General features: G+C 60.5%; 15 protein-coding genes and 1 tRNA gene. 5 read left to right on the top strand and 11 right to left on the bottom strand.

Features of this window, described 5'->3' with window-relative positions:
• Window positions 1-91: 91 nt before the first annotated feature.
• The 5 genes from ACZ5IL_RS20370 to galU all read right to left on the bottom strand — a co-directional run bounded on the left by ACZ5IL_RS20370 (window position 92) and on the right by galU (window position 3,235).
• The gene (locus tag ACZ5IL_RS20370) at window positions 92-379 is read right to left on the bottom strand and encodes a hypothetical protein (RefSeq protein ID WP_464594259.1); all 288 of its coding nucleotides are present in this window, start codon (window positions 377-379) and stop codon (window positions 92-94) included.
• 310 nt (window positions 380-689) lie between these two features.
• Window positions 690-1,103, bottom strand: coding sequence for a peptide-methionine (R)-S-oxide reductase MsrB (gene msrB / locus ACZ5IL_RS20365; RefSeq protein ID WP_464594258.1), 414 nt, complete (start codon window positions 1,101-1,103; stop codon window positions 690-692).
• Between the two features lie 17 nt (window positions 1,104-1,120).
• Entirely contained in the window at window positions 1,121-1,840 is a 720-nt protein-coding gene (gene msrA / locus ACZ5IL_RS20360; RefSeq protein WP_464594257.1) for a peptide-methionine (S)-S-oxide reductase MsrA, read from the bottom strand.
• Between the two features lie 245 nt (window positions 1,841-2,085).
• Entirely contained in the window at window positions 2,086-2,355 is a 270-nt protein-coding gene (locus tag ACZ5IL_RS20355; RefSeq protein WP_464594256.1) for a DUF7662 domain-containing protein, read from the bottom strand.
• Between the two features lie 4 nt (window positions 2,356-2,359).
• Complete coding sequence (gene galU / locus ACZ5IL_RS20350; protein WP_464594255.1) at window positions 2,360-3,235, bottom strand: UTP--glucose-1-phosphate uridylyltransferase GalU; 876 nt, start codon at window positions 3,233-3,235, stop codon at window positions 2,360-2,362.
• A 336-nt stretch (window positions 3,236-3,571) separates the two neighbouring features.
• Between galU and ACZ5IL_RS20345 the strand changes: the two genes are divergently transcribed.
• Together ACZ5IL_RS20345 and ACZ5IL_RS20340 are read left to right on the top strand one after the other, a co-directional pair.
• A complete protein-coding gene (locus ACZ5IL_RS20345; protein WP_464594254.1) occupies window positions 3,572-5,011 on the top strand; it encodes a lytic murein transglycosylase in 1,440 nt (479 codons plus the stop codon).
• Between the two features lie 151 nt (window positions 5,012-5,162).
• The gene (locus ACZ5IL_RS20340) at window positions 5,163-6,809 is read left to right on the top strand and encodes an SGNH/GDSL hydrolase family protein (protein WP_464594253.1); all 1,647 of its coding nucleotides are present in this window, start codon (window positions 5,163-5,165) and stop codon (window positions 6,807-6,809) included.
• 138 nt (window positions 6,810-6,947) lie between these two features.
• On the opposite strand, the gene ACZ5IL_RS20335 is transcribed toward ACZ5IL_RS20340, so the two are convergent.
• The 4 genes from ACZ5IL_RS20335 to ACZ5IL_RS20320 all read right to left on the bottom strand — a co-directional run bounded on the left by ACZ5IL_RS20335 (window position 6,948) and on the right by ACZ5IL_RS20320 (window position 14,904).
• Window positions 6,948-7,301, bottom strand: coding sequence for a hypothetical protein (locus tag ACZ5IL_RS20335; RefSeq protein WP_464594252.1), 354 nt, complete (start codon window positions 7,299-7,301; stop codon window positions 6,948-6,950).
• A 204-nt stretch (window positions 7,302-7,505) separates the two neighbouring features.
• Window positions 7,506-8,960 (bottom strand): glutamate synthase subunit beta, encoded by a 1,455-nt coding sequence (locus ACZ5IL_RS20330; protein ID WP_464594251.1) that lies wholly within the window; start codon window positions 8,958-8,960, stop codon window positions 7,506-7,508.
• Window positions 8,961-9,137: 177 nt separating this feature from the next.
• Entirely contained in the window at window positions 9,138-13,886 is a 4,749-nt protein-coding gene (gene gltB, locus ACZ5IL_RS20325; protein WP_464594250.1) for a glutamate synthase large subunit, read from the bottom strand.
• Window positions 13,887-14,442: 556 nt separating this feature from the next.
• On the bottom strand, window positions 14,443-14,904 hold the full coding sequence (locus ACZ5IL_RS20320; RefSeq protein ID WP_079445907.1) for an Hsp20 family protein: 462 nt from the start codon (window positions 14,902-14,904) through the stop codon (window positions 14,443-14,445).
• A gap of 205 nt (window positions 14,905-15,109) precedes the next feature.
• Here ACZ5IL_RS20320 and ACZ5IL_RS20315 point away from each other — a divergent pair, with 205 nt between their 5' ends.
• On the top strand, window positions 15,110-16,054 hold the full coding sequence (locus ACZ5IL_RS20315) for an alpha/beta hydrolase (RefSeq protein WP_425906826.1): 945 nt from the start codon (window positions 15,110-15,112) through the stop codon (window positions 16,052-16,054).
• Between the two features lie 34 nt (window positions 16,055-16,088).
• On the opposite strand, the gene hisN is transcribed toward ACZ5IL_RS20315, so the two are convergent.
• A complete protein-coding gene (gene hisN / locus ACZ5IL_RS20310) occupies window positions 16,089-16,874 on the bottom strand; it encodes a histidinol-phosphatase (protein ID WP_425906824.1) in 786 nt (261 codons plus the stop codon).
• A 617-nt stretch (window positions 16,875-17,491) separates the two neighbouring features.
• Window positions 17,492-18,376, bottom strand: coding sequence for an N-formylglutamate amidohydrolase (locus tag ACZ5IL_RS20305; RefSeq protein WP_464594249.1), 885 nt, complete (start codon window positions 18,374-18,376; stop codon window positions 17,492-17,494).
• A 171-nt stretch (window positions 18,377-18,547) separates the two neighbouring features.
• Between ACZ5IL_RS20305 and cpdR the strand changes: the two genes are divergently transcribed.
• Together cpdR and ACZ5IL_RS20295 are read left to right on the top strand one after the other, a co-directional pair.
• Window positions 18,548-18,910, top strand: coding sequence for a cell cycle two-component system response regulator CpdR (cpdR, locus tag ACZ5IL_RS20300; RefSeq protein WP_425909818.1), 363 nt, complete (start codon window positions 18,548-18,550; stop codon window positions 18,908-18,910).
• Window positions 18,911-18,986: 76 nt separating this feature from the next.
• A tRNA-Val gene (locus ACZ5IL_RS20295) sits at window positions 18,987-19,061 on the top strand.
• Window positions 19,062-19,081: the final 20 nt, after the last annotated feature.

The following is a 19,081-nucleotide window of genomic DNA, read 5'->3' as shown; positions in this document are numbered from 1 at the left end:
CCGGTTCTGATAAGATCCGTGCTTAATCAAAACATCAAAGCGAGAGTCCGATTCAATTCCGTTGGAGTCAGGTGAATCAGACCCGGAATCATCAAGCAGCGTCCTTCGAAGCTCTTGTTTCCGCGGATGCCGTCTCGGATTTGCGGCGAGGCAGCGGAAAATCGTGGCTGTCATAGAGCGAGCGGATGCCGTTCTGATCGAAGCGAGCTTCGTCCACCTGAAGATACGCGCCGTTCAGTGAGTCGGCCGGTAGTTCCTCGATTGCGAAACGCACGGCGTCGGCCGCGGTATCGAAACGGCGGTAGGTAAAACCGGCACGCCTTTTCTTGCGAACCGCGGCGGGAAACAGTTCGGCGGATTTCTTGAAGCTGAAGGCCATGGCGGAACCTCTACAAATTCGTGTACGCAACGGATCAATGCACTGGCACCGGCCACCCCTGGCCGCTGAGCATCGGCATGTCATGATGAACAGTTATATAGGTGCGCGGGGCAGAAATTGCGACCTTTTAGGGCCGGGATAATGAATCCGGGGTCCAAAACCAGAATTTCGATAAAAAGTTCGGCAATCTACTAAGATGGCCCCGGGGTGAGCCGTTTACTCTCGCCCCGTCGGGTCAGATTGGAGTGTCCACCCACAGCCGGGACCATCGTGGCGCGAGAAGGGCGGAATTCGAGGTGGCCCGCCGCCGTTATTTGGGCTCGAGTTTAACGGCAGCTGAATTGATGCAGTAACGCAAACCGGTGGGCCCCGGACCGTCATTGAAGACATGGCCGAGATGACCGCTGCATCTCGAGCAGAGCACCTCGGTTCGGATCATGCCGTGGCTGGTGTCGTGCTCCTCATCAATGTGACTTTTGACCGCAGGCGCGGTGAAGCTCGGCCAGCCGCACCCCGAATCGAACTTGGTGTCGGATTCGAACAGCGTCTGCCCGCATCCGGCGCAGACATAGGTACCCGTGCGGCGCTCGTGCTCGTATTCGCCGGAGAACGGCTGCTCGGTCGCCTTCTCGCGCAAGACCGCATATTGCATTGGTGTCAGTTCCTTGCGCCACTCGCTGTCGCTCTTCGTGATTTTGGCTGGCATTGTCCTGCTGTCTGGCATGACTCCTCCTCTATTCTTCAGTTCGTGTTCCTGGCGCTGCCGACCAGCGTCGGCTTCTGGAGATAGTCGGGTGCGAAAACCTTCTGCAAATTCCGGACCTTCGGAAGGTCATGATATGCAATATAGGGTTGGTCGGGATGCAGCGTCAGGTAATCCTGATGATAGGTCTCGGCTGGAAAAAATCCCTGCAGCGTTCCAACCCTGGTCACGATCGGCTTGTTGTAGACCCTGGCGGCGTTGAGTTGGGCGATATAGGTATCGGCGACTTTCTTCTGCTCGTCGTTGAGCGCGAAAATCTCCGAGCGATATTGTGTGCCGGTGTCCGGCCCCTGGCGGTTGAGCTGGGTCGGATCGTGCGCCACCGAGAAGAATATTTGCAGTATTTTTCCGTAGCTGATCCGCTTTGGATCGAACTTGATCTCGACCGACTCCGCGTGTCCCGTGGCGCCGGTGCTCACCAGTTCGTATTCGGCGGTTTTCTTCGCGCCGCCGGCATAACCCGAGACCGCGTTGACCACGCCGGCGGTGTGCTGGAACACCCCCTGCACACCCCAGAAGCAGCCGCCGGCGATGACCGCGGTCTGGATGCCGTCGGCAGCCTTCACATCCAGAGCCGGCGGCGGAATGATCACGGCGTCTTCGGCGCGGGATGCTCCGGAAAGGAGCCACGACAGCGCAACTGCGCCAACGACAGTAGCGACGGCGAAGGCCCTGCGGCAGAACGGATTGCGGGTCATGCGTGAGTCCTTGGCACGGTTGAAAGGTATGCCGCACAACAGCGCCGTTTTTGCAGCGTACGTGTTCAAGATACGCGGAGATGGCCGGTTTGGTTACCGGTCGTTATGTCGTGGCAGGCCACGAATCCGTGAGCAGCGTCCTTTGGGCGATGGCCGGCGGTATAGCGTTTTCGAGCGAAGTGGATACCGGTTCGCGTGAAAGGCTCCAACGCGGGAAGCAGGCACGACTCGCTTCTCCGCCACAGCTACTTGAAGCGCGGCCGTTTTGCATCGGCTCGGCGGAAACGCACCCCCTCCTTGTCGCCAAGACGCGTTGCGACGTAGCCGGCTTCGATGCAGGCTTCACGTTGCGGCATCCGTTCCTTCTCCGCACGTGTCGTATCCCACCACGACGCGCGCTGCGCCGCTCGCGGAAGATCGTCGTCGATAATTTGCTCGATCTGCGCGAAGCTCAGGACGAATTCGATCTGCGTCTGTTGTTTCAGGTAATCGCGCAACGCATCGTAGTTCGGCACCTTATTACGTCCTGAGATATTTCTTCATTTCCGCGCGCAGGCCCTCGCGAAGGTCGGGGCGCGCCATCCCGTAAGCGATATTGGCGCGCAGGAAACCCGCTCGCGAGCCGCAGTCGTGGCGCTCGCCAGCGAATTCGAGACCATGGAAGGCTTGCGATTTCGACAGGCCGATCATGGCGTCGGTGAGTTGGATTTCGCCGCCGGCGCCGCGTTCTTGGCTTCCGAGAATTTCGAAGATCTCGGGCTGGAGAATGTAGCGCCCGGTGATGGAAAGGTTAGAGGGGGCTGTGCCCTTCGGCGGCTTCTCCACCATGCCCTCGATCTCGAAGGTATTGCCGTTGCGCTTGCCGACTCCGCAGATCCCGTAATTGTGGGTCATGTCGTCGGGCACCGCTTCCACCGCGACAATGTTGGATTTCGGTCCGAGATTCTCCGCGGCCTGCATCATCTGCTTGAGGCAGCCCGGCGTGTTCAGCACCAGTTCGTCCGGCAGCACCACCGCGAAAGGCTCGTGGCCTACGATGTCGCGGGCGCACCACACCGCGTGGCCAAGCCCGAGCGGCGCCTGTTGTCGGGTAAAACTCACCGCGCCCGCTTCGGCCTGGAATTGAGCCAGCAGATCCATCTCGGTCTTTTTGCCGCGCGCCTTCAGCGTTTCGTCCAGTTCGAACTGGCGGTCGAAATGATCCTCGATTGCGCTCTTGTTGCGGCCGGTAACGAACACGAAATGCTCGATGCCGGCTTCCTTGGCTTCGTCGAACACGTATTGGATCAACGGCCGATCGACAATCGTGAGCATTTCCTTCGGCATGGCCTTGGTGGCAGGAAGAACGCGGGTGCCGAGGCCGGCAACCGGAAAAACGGCTTTGCGGATTTTCATATCGATTCTGTGGGTTGTTTTGCAGGCGGGATGATACGATCAGTTGGTACGTTGTTAGCCGGTTTTGCAGCCGGGAACAAAGATGGATATGTGGTTGCTGCCGGTGACCCTGTGGGGAAGCATCATAAGATGCGGTGAATGTGTTCCTCTATTCCCGGTCAGGTGCCCTGCCGCTTCAAGCGGAGTTCCGTCGGCGCATGAACCGGTTAGGTTCAAGCTGCGGCCGACTGTCCCCGGCAGGCAGGAAAAAGATTCGCTGTTAAGCCGATGGAAACCGTGACAGGCCCTCCTGAGATCAGGATACTCCATCAAATATAGGTCAGATAAAGGTCCGGAATGGTTGCGACTGTGATGCAAGGATGGATGCGCGGAATAGGTATGGCGGCCGTTTTAGCGCTTGCAGTGCTTGTGCCGCCAGGCGAGGCGCGCGCCCAGGCATCGAATGGCAACGGCATCCAGGGTTTCCTTGACAACCTTTTCACCGGGTCGGTCGAGAATGGCGGGCAGGGCGCGTCCCTGCCGCCGCGCGGCGGATCGGAGCAGCTTCAGCCCGCCCCGAAGCAGGCCGCAGGTTCGGAGGCGTTACCCTGGAGCGGCGAGGACGGTGCGTCTGGTCATCCGCTGATGACTGCGAGCGCGATTCGTCAAGCCGCGGCGAATTTCCAGAACTGCGTTGCGGCCATGTGGCCTGACGCGGCGCGACGTCACGTTACGCGCGAAAATTTCGAGCGCTTCACTGCGGGATTGTCGCCAGATCTCCGCATCATGGACCTGATGGACTCGCAGCCGGAATTCACCAAGGCGATCTGGGATTATCTCGATATCCTGGTCAACGATGCGCGGCTCGCGCGTGGCCGCGAAGTCCTCGCGAGCTACAAGCGCCAGTTCGACGCGGCGGAGAAGGCCTATGGTGTTGACCGTTACGCCATCGCGGCGATCTGGGGCATCGAGTCGAATTATTCGACGCGGATAGGCGATCGCAGCGTGCTGCAAGCGACTGCGACGCTGGCATGCGTCGGCCGCCGCCAGACATATTTCCGGGACGAGTTTCTGGCCGCGCTTGAGATCCTCAATCGGGGCGATCTGCGGCCGGAGCAGATGCACGGCTCATGGGCGGGCGCGTTCGGCCCTACGCAGTTCATGCCGACTGCATTCAAACGTTACGCGGTTGATGGCGACGGCGATGGCCGACGCGACGTGGTCGACGATCCCGCCGACCTGATCGCATCCACCGCCAACAACCTGAAGAAAGACGGTTGGCAGACCGGCAGGGCTTGGGGTTACGAGGTGGTCGTTCCCAAAAACTTCGACTACATGCTGGCGGACAGCGCCAAAGCGATGACGCTTGCACAGTGGGAGCATCTCGGCATCCGGCGTGCCGGCAACAAGGCGTTCCCATATTCCTCCGACCGCGCCTATCTGCTTGCGCCCGCTGGTGCTGGGGGACCATGTTTTCTGATGTTGCAGAATTTCCGGGTCTTCATGAAGTACAACCCGGCGGAGGCCTATGCGCTGGCGATCGGCCACTTTGCCGATCGGTTGCGCGGCGGGGAACCCTTCGTGCAGCCGTGGCCACGGCAGGAGCGGGTGCTATCCCGTGCCGAGCGGCTCGAGTTACAGCAGCTATTGGTCCGGCAGGGCTTTTATCGCGGAACTCCCGACGGCCAGATCGGTAGCCAGACGCGGGAGGCACTGCGCGGCTTTCAGGCTTCTGTCGGGGCGCCTGCCGATGGTTTTGCGTCGTCCGACGCGCTGGAACGGCTGCGGCGGCGGTAGGGCGGCCTGGGCATCAAGGTAATGCCAAGGGAATGGGGTACTGCATACTTGAGGCCGCAAGCTTACACCCCGATTTTGGCGTGAAAATCGCCCGCTTGCGGCCCGATTTCGTTATTATGGCATTGTCAGGTTTTCCTTTGCGATTGAGCGTATGTCCGGACCCAAATCGTTGCTTCGCCGACTAACCCAACGTGGACCATGGATCGCGCTGGCGGTTGTTGTTGCGACGCTGGCCACCGCGCCCGCGTCGGCGCAGTTTTTCAACTTCGGTTTTGACCGCCCGGCGTCAGCCCCGGCGCGTCGCGGCGGAGGTGGGGGCGGAGGCGGAGGCTGGTTCGGTTCGGACAATCCTTTCTTCGCACCCTTTCAACAACCGCCGCCAAGGCAACAACAGCAGCAGCAGCGGCCAGCCGAAAATAATTCACACGCGCCACCGCCTGAAAAGCGGGACACGGTGGCCGAGCGTAATGTGCTGGTGCTCGGTGACGCCATGGCCGACTGGCTTGCTTATGGCATCGAGGATGCTCTCAGCGAAACGCCCGACATGGGCGTGATCCGCAAGCATAAGACGGTTTCCGGCCTCATTCACTATCAGCCGAAGGGCGAGCCCGCGGATTGGGCGGCCGCGGCGAAAGCCATTCTTGCGACCGAAAGACCGGACGCCATCGTGGTGATGCTCGGGTTGCACGATCGCACGGCGATTCGCGAAGCGCCGGAAAAGGACAAGAGCGGCAAGGCGGACGACAAAACGGACGACAAGAAAAAGGCCGATGCTAACAAGAAGGAGGGAGCTAAGAACGACAAGACGGATGAAGCCGCCACCGAGTCCGACGGAAAGCCGACCGATTCCGAACTATCTCCGGACGAGGCCGTCGGCGATCAGTCCGCCATTGCCAAGGAGAAAAGCGCGCGTTCGCCCAACGGGGTTGCCGAGTTCCGCAGCGATCGCTGGGCGGACCTCTACAGCAAAAAGATCGACGAAATGATCACGGTGCTCAAGTCGAAGGGCGTGCCGGTGTTCTGGGTCGCCTTGCCTGCTTTGCGCGGTACAAAATCAACGGCCGAGATGCTGTTCCTCAACTCGCTTTATCGGGATGCCGCGGGTAAGGCGGGTATCACGTACGTCGATATCTGGGACGGGTTCGTCGACGAGGCTGGCCGTTATATCCAACAGGGGCCGGATTTCGAAGGTCAGACCCGCCGTCTGCGCTCATACGACGGCGTATTCTTCACCAGGGCGGGCGCGCGCAAGCTCGCCCATTATGTCGAGCGTGAGATCACGCGCGTGCTGGCGGCGCGGTCGGGGCCGGTCGCAATCCCCACTGAGCCTGGCACGCCCGATACCGACATCAAACCGGGGCAGCCGACGCCGCGTCCGCTGGCTGGTCCGATCGTGCCGTTGGTGGCCTCTTCATTCGGGACCGACCAGTTGCTCGGTGGTCCCGGCAGCCGCCCCGCGGCAATCGACGCGCTGGCTGCGCGAACGCTGGTGAGGGGCGAACCGTTATCCGCGCCCGCCGGGCGTGCCGACGATTTCGTCTGGCCGCGGCGCGAGGTCGGCCTTGAACCAGCCAAGGGCGATGTGCCGGTTGCGGGGGCACCGGAGGGTAACAACGCCGCTTCCGTCACGAAGCCGAACAAGCCGCGACCCGTTTCTTCCGCTCAGCAAGCGCAGTCGAACGGATCGTCGGGACCCCGCGCCTTCCAGCCTGCGCAGGCGGGAAGATCGCAAGCGCCGTCACGTCCGCCTGCTGCTTTCGGACTACCAGGATTCTTTTCGGATCTGTTCTCGCGATAGTTGCCGAATCGGCCCGACGTTTCGATTCATGAACTGCGCTGACAAAAGGACAGCAATCAGAAGGCAACTATATTTTTGTTTGATGCGTTTGTTTCGCGCACATTCGCTTCATGCGGGCACGATAGGTTCGCTGCGGTCTTATTCTCCTAGCTGTGCCCTGTAGTCGTCGAGCACGCCTTGCACGCGGTAGCAACTCGTTGCGTCAGGCGTGAATCTCACCCATTTTTTCTCAGCCTCAACGAACACCTGCGAATTCTTTTTGCCGTGCGCGTCGCCGGTCGCCATGTTTTCCTTGTCGGATTTCGAAAGATAGGGATCGAGCGCTTTCAGAAGATACTCAGCTTGACCGGGCGTAATCAGGTTCTGTTCCTCGCAGCGCGCGGCAGCGGCGAAGAATGAGCCGGCGCTAACGGCGACGTAACGGGACATTGCCTGTGCAGGTGCGATCGGAAGGATGACGATCAAGAAAACCACCCAACGCGATGTCGCCACTTCGTCGCCCCCCACTTTGTCATGACAGTAACGTGCGGAGGACGGTGATCAATTCACAGATTGTCACTGTGCACGGTTTACGTTCGGCGTGTGGATGACTGGCGATGCGTGCCTACAAATTGGCCAATTCCAAGATGAGATCGGTTGCCGGGGTGGCCTTGATAACGACCAGAAATGATGCCGCCGAATAACAAGCCGCGCGGCTCATCGTGGCAGCGTGGTAGATCCCATAAGCATCTGGTCGATGGCGCGAGCACAGAGGCGTCCCTCGCGGATCGCCCATACGACCAGCGATTGGCCGCGGCGCATGTCGCCGGCCGAGAACACTTTTGGTAGCGAGGTTTGAAAGTCCTGCGTATTGGCGCAGACGTTGCCACGCTGGTCGAGGTCGAGGCCGAGCGTCTTGAGCAGACCCTCGTGCACCGGATGCACAAAGCCCATCGCCAGCAGCACGAGATCGGCTTCCAGCGCGAAGTCACTGCCTGCGATCGGCTGAAACTTGCTGTCGACATGTGCGCAGTGCAGCTTGGTCACCTTGCCGTCGATGCCGGAAAACTTCTGTGTCAATACCGCGTAGTCGCGCTTGGCGCCCTCGGCCTGACTCGACGATGTGCGCATCTTCAAGGGCCAGTTGGGCCACGTCAGCGCCTTGTTCTCATGCTCCGGCGGCGCCGGCATGATTTCGAGCTGGGTCACCGATTTAGCGCCCTGCCGGAACGAGGTGCCGATGCAGTCCGAGCCGGTGTCGCCGCCGCCAATCACCACAACGTTCTTTCCGGTCGCGAAGATGTCCGCCGCGTCGAATTTTTCGTTGCCGTTGCGGCGATTCTGCTGCGGCAGGAAATCCATCGCGAAGTGAATGCCGGCGAGTTCGCGGCCGGGGATCGGCAGATCGCGTGGCGCTTCCGCGCCGCCAGTCAAAGCCACCGCGTCATAATCTCCGACGAGCTGCGCCGGATCGATCGCGTCTGCTGCGGCACCACCGACCGGCTTGCCGTAGTGGAAGATCACGCCTTCGACCTGCATTTGCGCGAGGCGGCGGTCGATGACGTTCTTCTCCATCTTGAAGTCGGGAATGCCGTAGCGCAGCAGCCCGCCGGCCTTCGCGTTCTTCTCGTAGACATGCACCTCGTGGCCGGCGCGCGCGAGCTGCTGCGCGCAAGCAAGGCCGGCGGGGCCGGACCCGACCACGGCGACTTTCTTACCGGTCTTTTGCGTCGCGACCTCCGGTTTCAGCCAGCCGTTGTCCCAGGCGCGGTCAACGATGGCGCATTCGATCGTCTTGATGGTGACCGGGTTGTCGTCGATGTTCAGCGTGCAGGAGGCTTCGCACGGCGCAGGACAGATGCGGCCGGTGAACTCCGGAAAGTTGTTGGTCGAGTGCAGCGAGCGCGAGGCCTCTTCCCAGTTGCCCTGGTAGACGAGGTCGTTCCAGTCCGGGATCTGGTTGTTGACCGGGCAGCCGGATGTGCCCGGCGCGACCGAGCCGGTGCCGTGACAATAGGGGATGCCGCAGTTCATGCAGCGCGCAGCCTGGTCGCGCGTCTCCTTCTCGGATAGCGGGATCACGAACTCCTTGAAGTTCGTCACACGCTCGCTGACCGGCGCATATTTGCGGTCGTTGCGGTCAATCTCGAGAAAACCGGTAATCTTACCCACGGCGTTTTGTACTCACAGCAGAGGAATCTTATAGTACCACAAACTGAAACCGATCGTGGCACCGAGGATGAACACCCAGGGCGCTAGAGCCCCGTTGACCAGATAGATCGCGAGAGGCACGGAAAGTCCGACTAGGGTCGAAAACACAATCCACAACCGATCCCGTGTCATCAATTCTTACGCACCGATCGCGATCTTCGGTTCGGCGTCGGCGTCGGTCTTCATTTCCTTCAGCGCGCGGCGGTATTCCACTGGCATCACTTTGCGGAATTTCGGCAAGTAGGCCTTCCAGTTCGCGAGAATATCTTCGGCGCGTTTCGAGCCGGTGAGCTTGGCGTGGCGCATGACCAGAACGTGCAGCCGCTCGACATCGGAGCTCAGCAGATTCTGGAACACATCGACGCGTCCGTGCGCCTCGAGGTCGCCGGTGTGATGATAGGTGCCGGCATTGATCATCTCTTCCGACAGCACCGGCTCGAGATCGACCATCGCGAGATTGCAGAGCTTCGGGAAATCGCCCGCCTCGTCGAGCACATAGGCGACGCCGCCGGACATGCCGGCCGCGAAGTTGCGTCCGGTCTTGCCCAGCACGACGACGATGCCGCCGGTCATGTATTCGCAGCAATGATCGCCGGCGCCCTCGACGACCGCGACCGCGCCGGAGTTGCGCACGGCGAAGCGCTCGCCGGCGACGCCTCGGAAGTAGCACTCGCCCTCGATCGCGCCGTACATCACGGTGTTGCCGACGATGATCGACTCTTCCGGGACGATGCCGGAGTTTGCAGGCGGCCGCACGATGATTCGTCCGCCGGAAAGGCCCTTGCCGACATAGTCGTTGCCTTCGCCCTCGAGGTCGAAGGTGATTCCGCGCCCGAGCCAGGCTCCAAACGCTTGCCCGGCTGTGCCCTTGAGATGGACCTGGATGGTGTCGAGCGGCAGGCCGGCATGGCCATAAATCTTCGCGACAGTGCCCGACAGCATCGCGCCGGCTGAACGGTCGGTGTTGTTGATCGTGGTCTCGATCGTCACTGGTGCGCCACGGTCAAGCGCCGGCTTCGCCTGCGCGATCAGCTTGCGGTCCAGCACCTTGTCGAGGTGATGGTTCTGCTCCTCGGCGTGATAGACCTTCTGACCCGGCGCTTCCTTCTGCCGGTAAAACAGCTTCGAGAAGTCGAGCCCCTTGGCTTTCCAGTGCGTCACCAGCGCGCTCTGGTCGAGCATTTGCACCTGGCCGATCATTTCGTTGAAGGTGCGATAGCCGAGCTCGGCCATGATCTCGCGCACCTCCTCGGCGACAAAGAAGAAGAAGTTGATAACGTGCTCGGGCTGGCCGGTGAAGCGCTTGCGCAGCACCGGATCCTGAGTCGCGACGCCGACCGGACAGGTGTTGAGATGACACTTACGCATCATGATGCAGCCGGCGGCGATCAGCGGCGCAGTGGCGAAACCGAATTCGTCGGCTCCGAGCAGCGCGCCGATCACGACGTCGCGGCCGGTGCGGAAGCCGCCGTCGACCTGTACGGCGACGCGCGAGCGTAGCTTCTCCCGCACCAGTGTCTGGTGGGTTTCGGCAAGCCCGATCTCCCACGGCGAACCGGCGTGCTTGATCGAAGTTAGCGGCGAGGCGCCGGTGCCGCCCTCGAAGCCGGCGATGGTGACATGATCGGCGCGGGCCTTGGCGACGCCGGCGGCGACCGTGCCGACGCCGATCTCGGAAACGAGCTTCACCGAAACCAGACTGTCCGGATTGACGTTCTTCAGGTCGTAGATGAGCTGTGCGAGGTCCTCGATCGAATAGATGTCGTGATGCGGCGGCGGCGAGATCAGGCCGACGCCCGGCGTTGAATGACGCACGCGCGCGATGGTCGCGTTGACCTTGTGGCCGGGCAACTGTCCGCCTTCGCCGGGCTTTGCGCCCTGCGCCATCTTGATCTGCATCATATCCGAGTTGACCAGATACTCCGTGGTGACGCCGAAGCGCCCCGAGGCGACCTGCTTGATCGCCGAGCGCATCGAGTCGCCGTTTGGCATCGGCTTGAAGCGGTCGGCTTCCTCGCCTCCTTCGCCAGTATTCGACCTGCCGCCGATCCGGTTCATCGCGATCGCGAGCGTGGTATGAGCTTCGCGCGAGATCGAGCCGAAGCTCATGGCGCCGGTCGCAAAGCGCTTGACGATCTCCTTCGCCGGCTCGACCTCGTCGAGGGCGACGGGCTTGCGCTGGTCATCTTCCGCGGTTTTGAACCGGAACAGACCGCGCAGCGTCAGCAGGCGCTCGGACTGTTCATTGAGTGTCTTTGCGAACGCGCGATAGCGCTCCTGCGAATTGCCGCGCACTGCGTGCTGCAGGTTGGATACCGACTCGGCAGTCCATGCGTGATCCTCGCCCCGGGTGCGGTAGGCGTATTCGCCACCGACATCGAGTGCGGTCTTATAGATTTGCACGTCACCGAACGCATCGGCATGACGGCGCACGGTTTCTTCCGCGATTTCGCTGAGGCCTACGCCTTCGATGCGGCTGTGCGTGCCGGCGAAATACTTTGCGATGAATTCGGCCTTCAACCCCACGGCGTCGAAGATCTGCGCGCCGCAATAGGATTGATAGGTCGAGATGCCCATCTTTGACATCACCTTGAGCATGCCCTTGCCGATGGACTTGATGTAACGCTTGACGATTTCCTTGTCGTCAAGGCTGCCTGGCAGGCGTTCCCTCATCGCTATGATGGTCTCGAACGCCAAATAGGGGTTGATCGCCTCCGCACCGTAACCGGCGAGACAGGCGAAGTGGTGAACTTCGCGCGGTTCGCCGGATTCGATGACGAGGCCGACCGAGGTGCGCAAGCCGACGCGGATCAGATGATGATGCACAGCGGCGCAGGCGAGCAGCGAGGGAATCGGAATCCGGTCGATGCCAATCAGTCGGTCGGACAGGATGATGATGTTGACGCCTTCGCGGACTGCGGCTTCTGCGCACGCGCAAAGTGCGCCCAGCACCTGCTCCAAGCCGTCGGCGCCAACGCTGGCGTGGAAGGTGATATCGAGGGTGCGCGAGACGAAGTGCGATTCCGCGACATCGGAGATCGAGCGGATCTTCTCAAGGTCGGCGTCAGTGAGGATCGGCTGCCGTACCTCGAGCCGTTTGGTCGAGGCGAGACCTTCGATATCGAACAGGTTCGGCCGCGGTCCGATGATCGAGACGAGACTCATCACCAGTTCCTCGCGAATGGGGTCGATCGGAGGGTTGGTGACCTGTGCAAAGTTCTGCTTGAAGTAGGTAAAAAGCTGCTTGGGACGGTCGGACAGCGCCGAGATCGGCGTGTCGTTGCCCATCGAGCCCGACGCTTCCTCGCCGATGGACGCCATCGGCGTCAAAAGGATGTTGATGTCTTCCTGCGAATAGCCGAATGCCTGCTGACGATCCAGCAACGGCAGGTTCGAACGGGCGGTTTTTGCTGGCGCGTCCGGCAGGTTCTCGACCTGTATTTGGGTGCGGCCAAGCCACGCCCTGTATGGATGGCTGTTCGCCAATGTGGCCTTGATCTCATCGTCAGGAATAAGGCGTCCCTGCTCGAGGTCTACCAGCAGCATTTTGCCCGGCTGTAGCCGCCACTTGGTGATGATCTGATCTTCCGGAATCTTGAGCACGCCCATCTCGGACGCCATCACGATGCGGTCATCGCTGGTGACCAGATAGCGCGCCGGACGCAGGCCATTGCGGTCGAGCGTCGCGCCGATCTGGCGGCCGTCGGTGAAGGCGATCGCCGCCGGACCGTCCCACGGCTCCATCAGTGCCGCATGATATTCGTAGAAGGCGCGTCGCTCTTCATCCATCAGGGGATTGCCCGCCCACGCCTCGGGGATCATCATCATGACCGCATGCACGAGCGAATAGCCGCCCTGCACCAGGAATTCGAGGCTATTGTCGAAACAGGCCGTGTCGGACTGGCCTTCATAGGAGATCGGCCATAGTCGGCTGATGTCCTTGCCGTACAAATTGGAATGTACCGACGCCTGCCGCGCCGCCATCCAGTTGACGTTGCCGCGCAACGTGTTGATCTCGCCGTTGTGCGCGACCATGCGATAGGGATGGGCCAACGACCAGGTAGGGAAGGTGTTGGTGGAGAAGCGCTGATGTACAAGCGCCAATGCTGATTCGAAATCCGGCTCGTGCAGGTCGGGATAGTAGCTGCCGAGCTGGTCGGCGAGAAACATTCCCTTGTAGATCACTGTGCGGCACGACATCGACACCGGATAATAGCCGGCGAGACCGCGCTCGCGGCGTTCGAAGATCGCCTGCGAGATTGACTTGCGCAGGATGTAGAGCCGTCGTTCGAACTCGTCCTCGGTCGCGGCGGTGCCGTTGCGGCCAATGAACACCTGCATGTTGGCAGGTTCGGTCGGCTTCACGGTGTCACCGAGCGAGGAGTTGTCGGTGGGCACCTCGCGCCAGCCGAGCAGGGTCAGGCCTTCGGCCTTGATCTGATCGGCGATGATGCTCCGGATGATCTCGCGCCAGGCGGTCTCGCGCGGCATGAACAGTGCGCCGACGGCGTATTCTCCGGCCCTTGGCAGCGTGAAACCAAGCTCCGTTGCCTTTCGTGCAAAAAAGACGTGCGGAATCTGTACGAGTATGCCCGCTCCGTCTCCGGCGCGCGGATCGGCGCCGACTGCGCCGCGATGTTCGAGGTTGCAGAGAATACTGATCGCGTCGGAGACGATCTGATGCGACTTCCTGCCTTTGATGTTGGCGATGAAACCGACGCCGCAGGAATCCTTTTCCAGGGCGAGGTCGTAGAAGCCTTCCGCCGGCGGCCGCCAGGTATGTTCATAGACGGCCTGCTGATGCGCAGGTTCAAGCGGTTTCGTGACCGAAGCCGCTGTCAATGGTTCCAGTCCGGTGTTCTCCCGCTCGAACGATGGCGCGCTCATCTTAACTCCAGTACCCTTTCCCGGCCGGGATTTTTCCATTCCGAAACGTCATCCGCGTCTTGGCGCCCGTCGACGGTCGTGGCACCGATCGACAACTTTGGAGCAACACCCATACGCCGAGAGCCGAAGTTTTAGAGTTCAAACCAGGGCGCTCAAATCCCCGGCAACTATGGCCGTCCTGCCCGACCGGCTTCGGAGGACCGCATTTCGCGGCAAAAGCTCTGCCAAGCCGATCGCCGATACGCCAAAAGTCAAGAATTAAGACAGTGTTGCTGTCCTAACTGTGACATTGCCAAATTTTTCTCTAACACACAAGCGTCTGAAAGTCCCTGATTGCGTGGCGGATATGCGGCACGGCGCCCTGGATTTGTAGCGAACACGCCCTGCTCCAGCTCAAGGACCGCCCGATCGGTGCCGAGATCGCTCCGCGGTGAAGTTGCGCTGGAGCGGCCATTGAACGGGTTGTCCACCATCGGCAAAATGCCGGGGCCGCGCAAAAAAACGCCCCGGTCTTGCCGGGGCGCTGCGGTTTCTAATGACCCGAGGGTCGAAACGATCAAGCTGCCGCCTTTTCGACCGCCGGTGCGGCGGGCGTGCTGGTCGAGATCGGAATGCTGCGGGGCTTCTTGGCCTCCGGAATCTCGCGAACGAGATCGACATGCAGCAACCCGTTCTCCAGCGAGGCGTTCTTCACCTGAACGTAATCGGCCAGCTGGAATGCGCGTTCGAAGGCGCGGGCCGCGATGCCGCGATACAGCACCTCGGATTTTTCCTTGCCATTCTCATTGGCGACCTTCTCGCCTTTGATCGTCAGCGTGTTTTCCTTCGCGACGATGGAGAGCTCGTTCGGGGCAAAGCCGGAGACAGCGACGCTGATACGGTACGCATTCTCGCCGGTACGCTCGATGTTGTAGGGCGGATAGCCTGGCGCGTCGCCATTGACCTGATCGAGCAGATTGAAGAGCCGGTCAAATCCGACAGTGGAACGGTAAAACGGGGCGAGATCGAAAGTACGCATGGTTCAGTCCTCCATCGAGCGACATGTAAAGAACCCGCCCGCCAATCGGGCCGGGCTTTCGTCTGTGTGCAGCCTGATGATCCGTTTTCGGACCACTGGTAGCGGCCTGCACGAAAGTGATATGGGAGGGAATTCAGGCACGTTCAAGAGCGGGGATACGCCTGCTTCCAGGCGCCCCGCTCTTTCTCCTCCAGCCGGTTCGGTCATGAGGCTTGTTTCAATCCCTGCAAATCCGGTTCCGGAGAATTGCGTTAGCGGCACCGTAAGAACCTCTGACGGGGTCGAGTTGCGCTTCGCGCGCTGGCCGCCGACGCAAGGGCGTAAGGGGACCGTCTGCGTGTTTGCCGGACGCGGCGAGCAGATCGAAAAATACTTCGAGACCGTACGCGACCTGCGCGACCGGGGATTCGCGGTGGCGATGATCGACTGGCGCGGGCAGGGGCTTTCGTCGCGGCAGTTGCTCGATCCGCGCAAGGGATACGTGCGCCGTTTCTCCGACTACGAAATCGACGTTCGTGCCTTCGTAAAACAGGTGGTGCTGCCGGATTGTCCGCCGCCATACTTTGCACTGGGGCATTCGATGGGGGGCGCAGTGCTGCTGCGGGTGGCGCATGCCGGCAAGCGCTGGTTCGACCGCATCGTGCTGTCGGCGCCGATGATCGACCTGCCAGGACATCGCAATTCGCTCCCAGCGCGTGCGCTGCTGCGTGCGATGCGACTATTCGGGCAGGGCGGCCGCTACGTTCCCGGCGGAAGCGACCAACTCACCGGCGTTGCCAGTTTCGTCGGCAATCCCTTGACCAGCGATCCCGTGCGATTCGCCCGCAATGTCGCAATTCTTGAGGAGGACCCCACGCTGGGAATTGCTTCTCCGACAGTGGCGTGGGCCGACACAGCCTTCCAGACGATGCACGATTTTCGCGTCGCAAGTTACCCGTCACAGATCCGTCAGCCGTTGCTGTTGATCGCGGCCGGCAACGACGCCATCGTCTCCACTCCGGCTATCGAGGAGTTTGCCTATCACCTCCGCAGCGGGTTGCACCTCGTCATCGCCGGATCGAAGCATGAAATCCTGCAGGAACAGGGTCGTTACCGTGCCCAGTTCTGGGCCGCCTTCGACGCCTTCGTGCCTGGCACGCCGCTGTTCTAGTTTTCGTGTCCGATTCAACTGCGTGAATCAAACTCTAGCAATTCAGCAACTTCAGTGCGGCCTCGTGGACGCGGCGGTCGCCAGCGGCGACGACGCGGCCGCCGCCCTGTGCCGGCTTCCCTTCCCATGTTGTGATCACGCCGCCAGCCCCGGTAATGATCGGTATCAACGCCGCGATGTCATAGGGTTTCAGTTCCGTCTCAATGACGAGATCGAGATGGCCCGCGGCTAGCATGCAGTAGGAATAGCAGTCGCCGCCATAGCGGGTCAGCCGCACCTCGGCTTCGACTTTGTTGAATGCTGCGCGATCGTCGGGATTCATTAGGAGGGGACTTGTCGTGAACGAAGTTGCCTCTTGAAGTGACGGGCATCGCCGCACCGCAAGTTTGCGCCCGTCCGACGGTCCTCGATAGCGAGAGGAGCGGTTGTCGCCGCTGAACCGCTCGCCGATGTAGGGTTGATGCATCATGCCGAACACCGGCATTCCACGATGAAGCAGTGCGATCAGCGTGCCCCAAATCGGAAAACCTGCGATAAAGGATTTTGTGCCGTCGATGGGATCCAGCATCCAGACATATTCGGCGTCTTCGTTTTGATTGCCGAATTCCTCGCCGACGACGCCGTGCTCCGGAAAGTTCGCTTGGATCATCCGGCGCATTACGGCTTCGGCCGCCCGATCGGCCTCCGTTACCGGATCGAAGTCGCGACTGGCGCTCTTGTTTTCGACGCCGAGAAGAGTCGTTCTGAAAAATGGCAGGATGGTTTCGCCCGAGGCCGTCGCGAGACGGTCAATAAAGGCGGTAAAGTCAATCACCGTCACGCTATACCTCACCGGGCAATGTTCGGGCGCTACGACCCCTAGCTAAGTCGCCTCCTATACATGTCCGGATCGGATATCGCATCGTCTGCCATTCCATCGCGGCACAGTTTTCCCGCTCTCGCATTATCGCTGCGGGGTCCGGGACTGCATCGATCGTGGATCGGATGTTGCCGCCTTGAACGCTCTGGGTTGATCCGGGAGGATCGTGCCGAAATCAGATTAAAATATTGAAATACTTAATAAATTAACAGTTTGAGTCGAGACTCAATGAACCGGAGAAGACCACATGGATGATGAAACTAGAGCTATTTGAAAGGAAATCGCTCGAAATCCCTTGCATTTTGTGCAGCGCGGTTACATATTGTTGCGGTGCGGTAGCCACGGCGCTATCGCTAGCCCTCCTTGGGCGTTTCCTCCCTAGACTTGGGTCGCTTGTTCGACGAGCGGCCCTTTTTCTTTGCTTCTTTGCGCGGCTTTGCAAAGGACCATCCAGGCTTTCGCCGTCCTCGTCGATCTGAACTTCAGAAAACTTGCATCTTTATGGACTGCCGTCGGTTCGGGTCGCCAAGGCAATCTTTCCTTGCGGCACTTCCGAACATTGATTGAACGCCGGGAATCTACTCTGCGGCGGACCGGAAGGAGCCGAGATCGCCGAGCGGGATGGCGGCCAGGGCATCGGCGAGCGTCAGGAAATCCGTTGCAACCTGACGGAAGCGGGGTCCGCGCTCACGCCGCCGTTCGTCCATGTAGACCGCTCGGTTGAGTTCGAGCTGAACCGCGTGCAGCCCGCTGGCCGGATTTCCGTAATGTTCGGTGATAAATCCGCCCGCATAGGGCTTGTTGCGGGCGAGCGAGTAGCCGAGGCCTCTCATCACGTCATCGATGACGTTGGGAAGCTGCGGCGCACAACTGGTCTCATAGCGATCACCGATCACGATGTCCGGTCGCTTCGGTTCATCAAACGAGATTCCGGTCGATGGCATCGAGTGGCAATCCACAAGGATGACCGTTCCGAACGTCTGATGGGCCTTATGGATCAGCCGCCGCAGCGCGCGATGATAGGGTTTGTAGAGCAGTTCGATTCGGCCGAGCGCATCATCCACGGCGAGACGTTCGCGATAGATTTCCTCGCCGTCGCCGACCACGCGCGGGATAGTGCCGAGACCGCCGGCGACCCGCATCGATCGCGTGTTGGCGAAGCTCGGCAGCCGCCCGGTGAACATTCGAGGATCGAGCTCGTAAGGTTCGCGGTTTACGTCCACGTAGGAGCGGGGGAAGTTAACCCGGACCACTGGAAAGCCGGCATCGGTCAAGCCGCCGATCAATTCATCCATGAATGAATCTTCTGACCGGCGCAGGCCAGCGAGATCGATCCGCGAAGCGGACAGGAATTGCTCCGGATAGACCGAACCGGAATGAGGAGAGTTAAAGATGATGGGGGATCGCCATATCGCCGGCTCAGCGATCTCGAAAGGCGGTTGGTCACCGTCAAACTGGTTCATCGCCGGCGTCGTCCTTGCGCAGCCGCCTGTCGAACTTGTCTGGACAGGCGTTCCTGAATTTGCATTGTCGATAATCACGACCCTTCTGCCAAGCCAAAGTTCGTTTTCACTCCAAATTTACCAGATTTGGCTTATAGTGACTGCTCCTCCAGCCGGGCTCCAATGACCTCCATCATGCACAAAATCCTCCTTGCCGAAGACGACAACGACATGCGCCGATTTCTGGTCAAGGCGCTGGAGAATGCCGGTTTCAAGGTATCGTCCTATGACAACGGCCTGTCAGCATATCAGAGGCTGCGTGAGGAGCCATTTGAAATGCTTCTCACCGATATCGTAATGCCGGAAATGGACGGCATCGAGCTGGCGCGCCGCGCTTCGGAACTCGATCCCGACATCAAGATCATGTTCATTACTGGCTTTGCGGCCGTCGCGCTGAATTCCGATTCCCAGGCGCCGAAGAACGCCAAGGTGTTGTCCAAACCGGTGCATCTGCGTGAATTGGTCAGCGAAGTGAACAAGATGCTGGCGGCTTGATTCATTATTGTCCGCTGATCCTTGCCTGTCCGCGCGGGAGCCGATATAGGACCGGCGACTCCTTTCGGAAGTTTCCGGGCGCGTAGCTCAGCGGGAGAGCACTACCTTGACATGGTAGGGGTCACAGGTTCGATCCCTGTCGCGCCCACCATTCTTTTCAATGACTTAGCC

Source organism: Nitrobacter sp. CN101 (assembly GCF_055390255.1).
The sequence above is the reverse complement of the archived record's forward strand: the minus strand, read 5'-3'. Positions and strand labels throughout refer to the sequence as shown.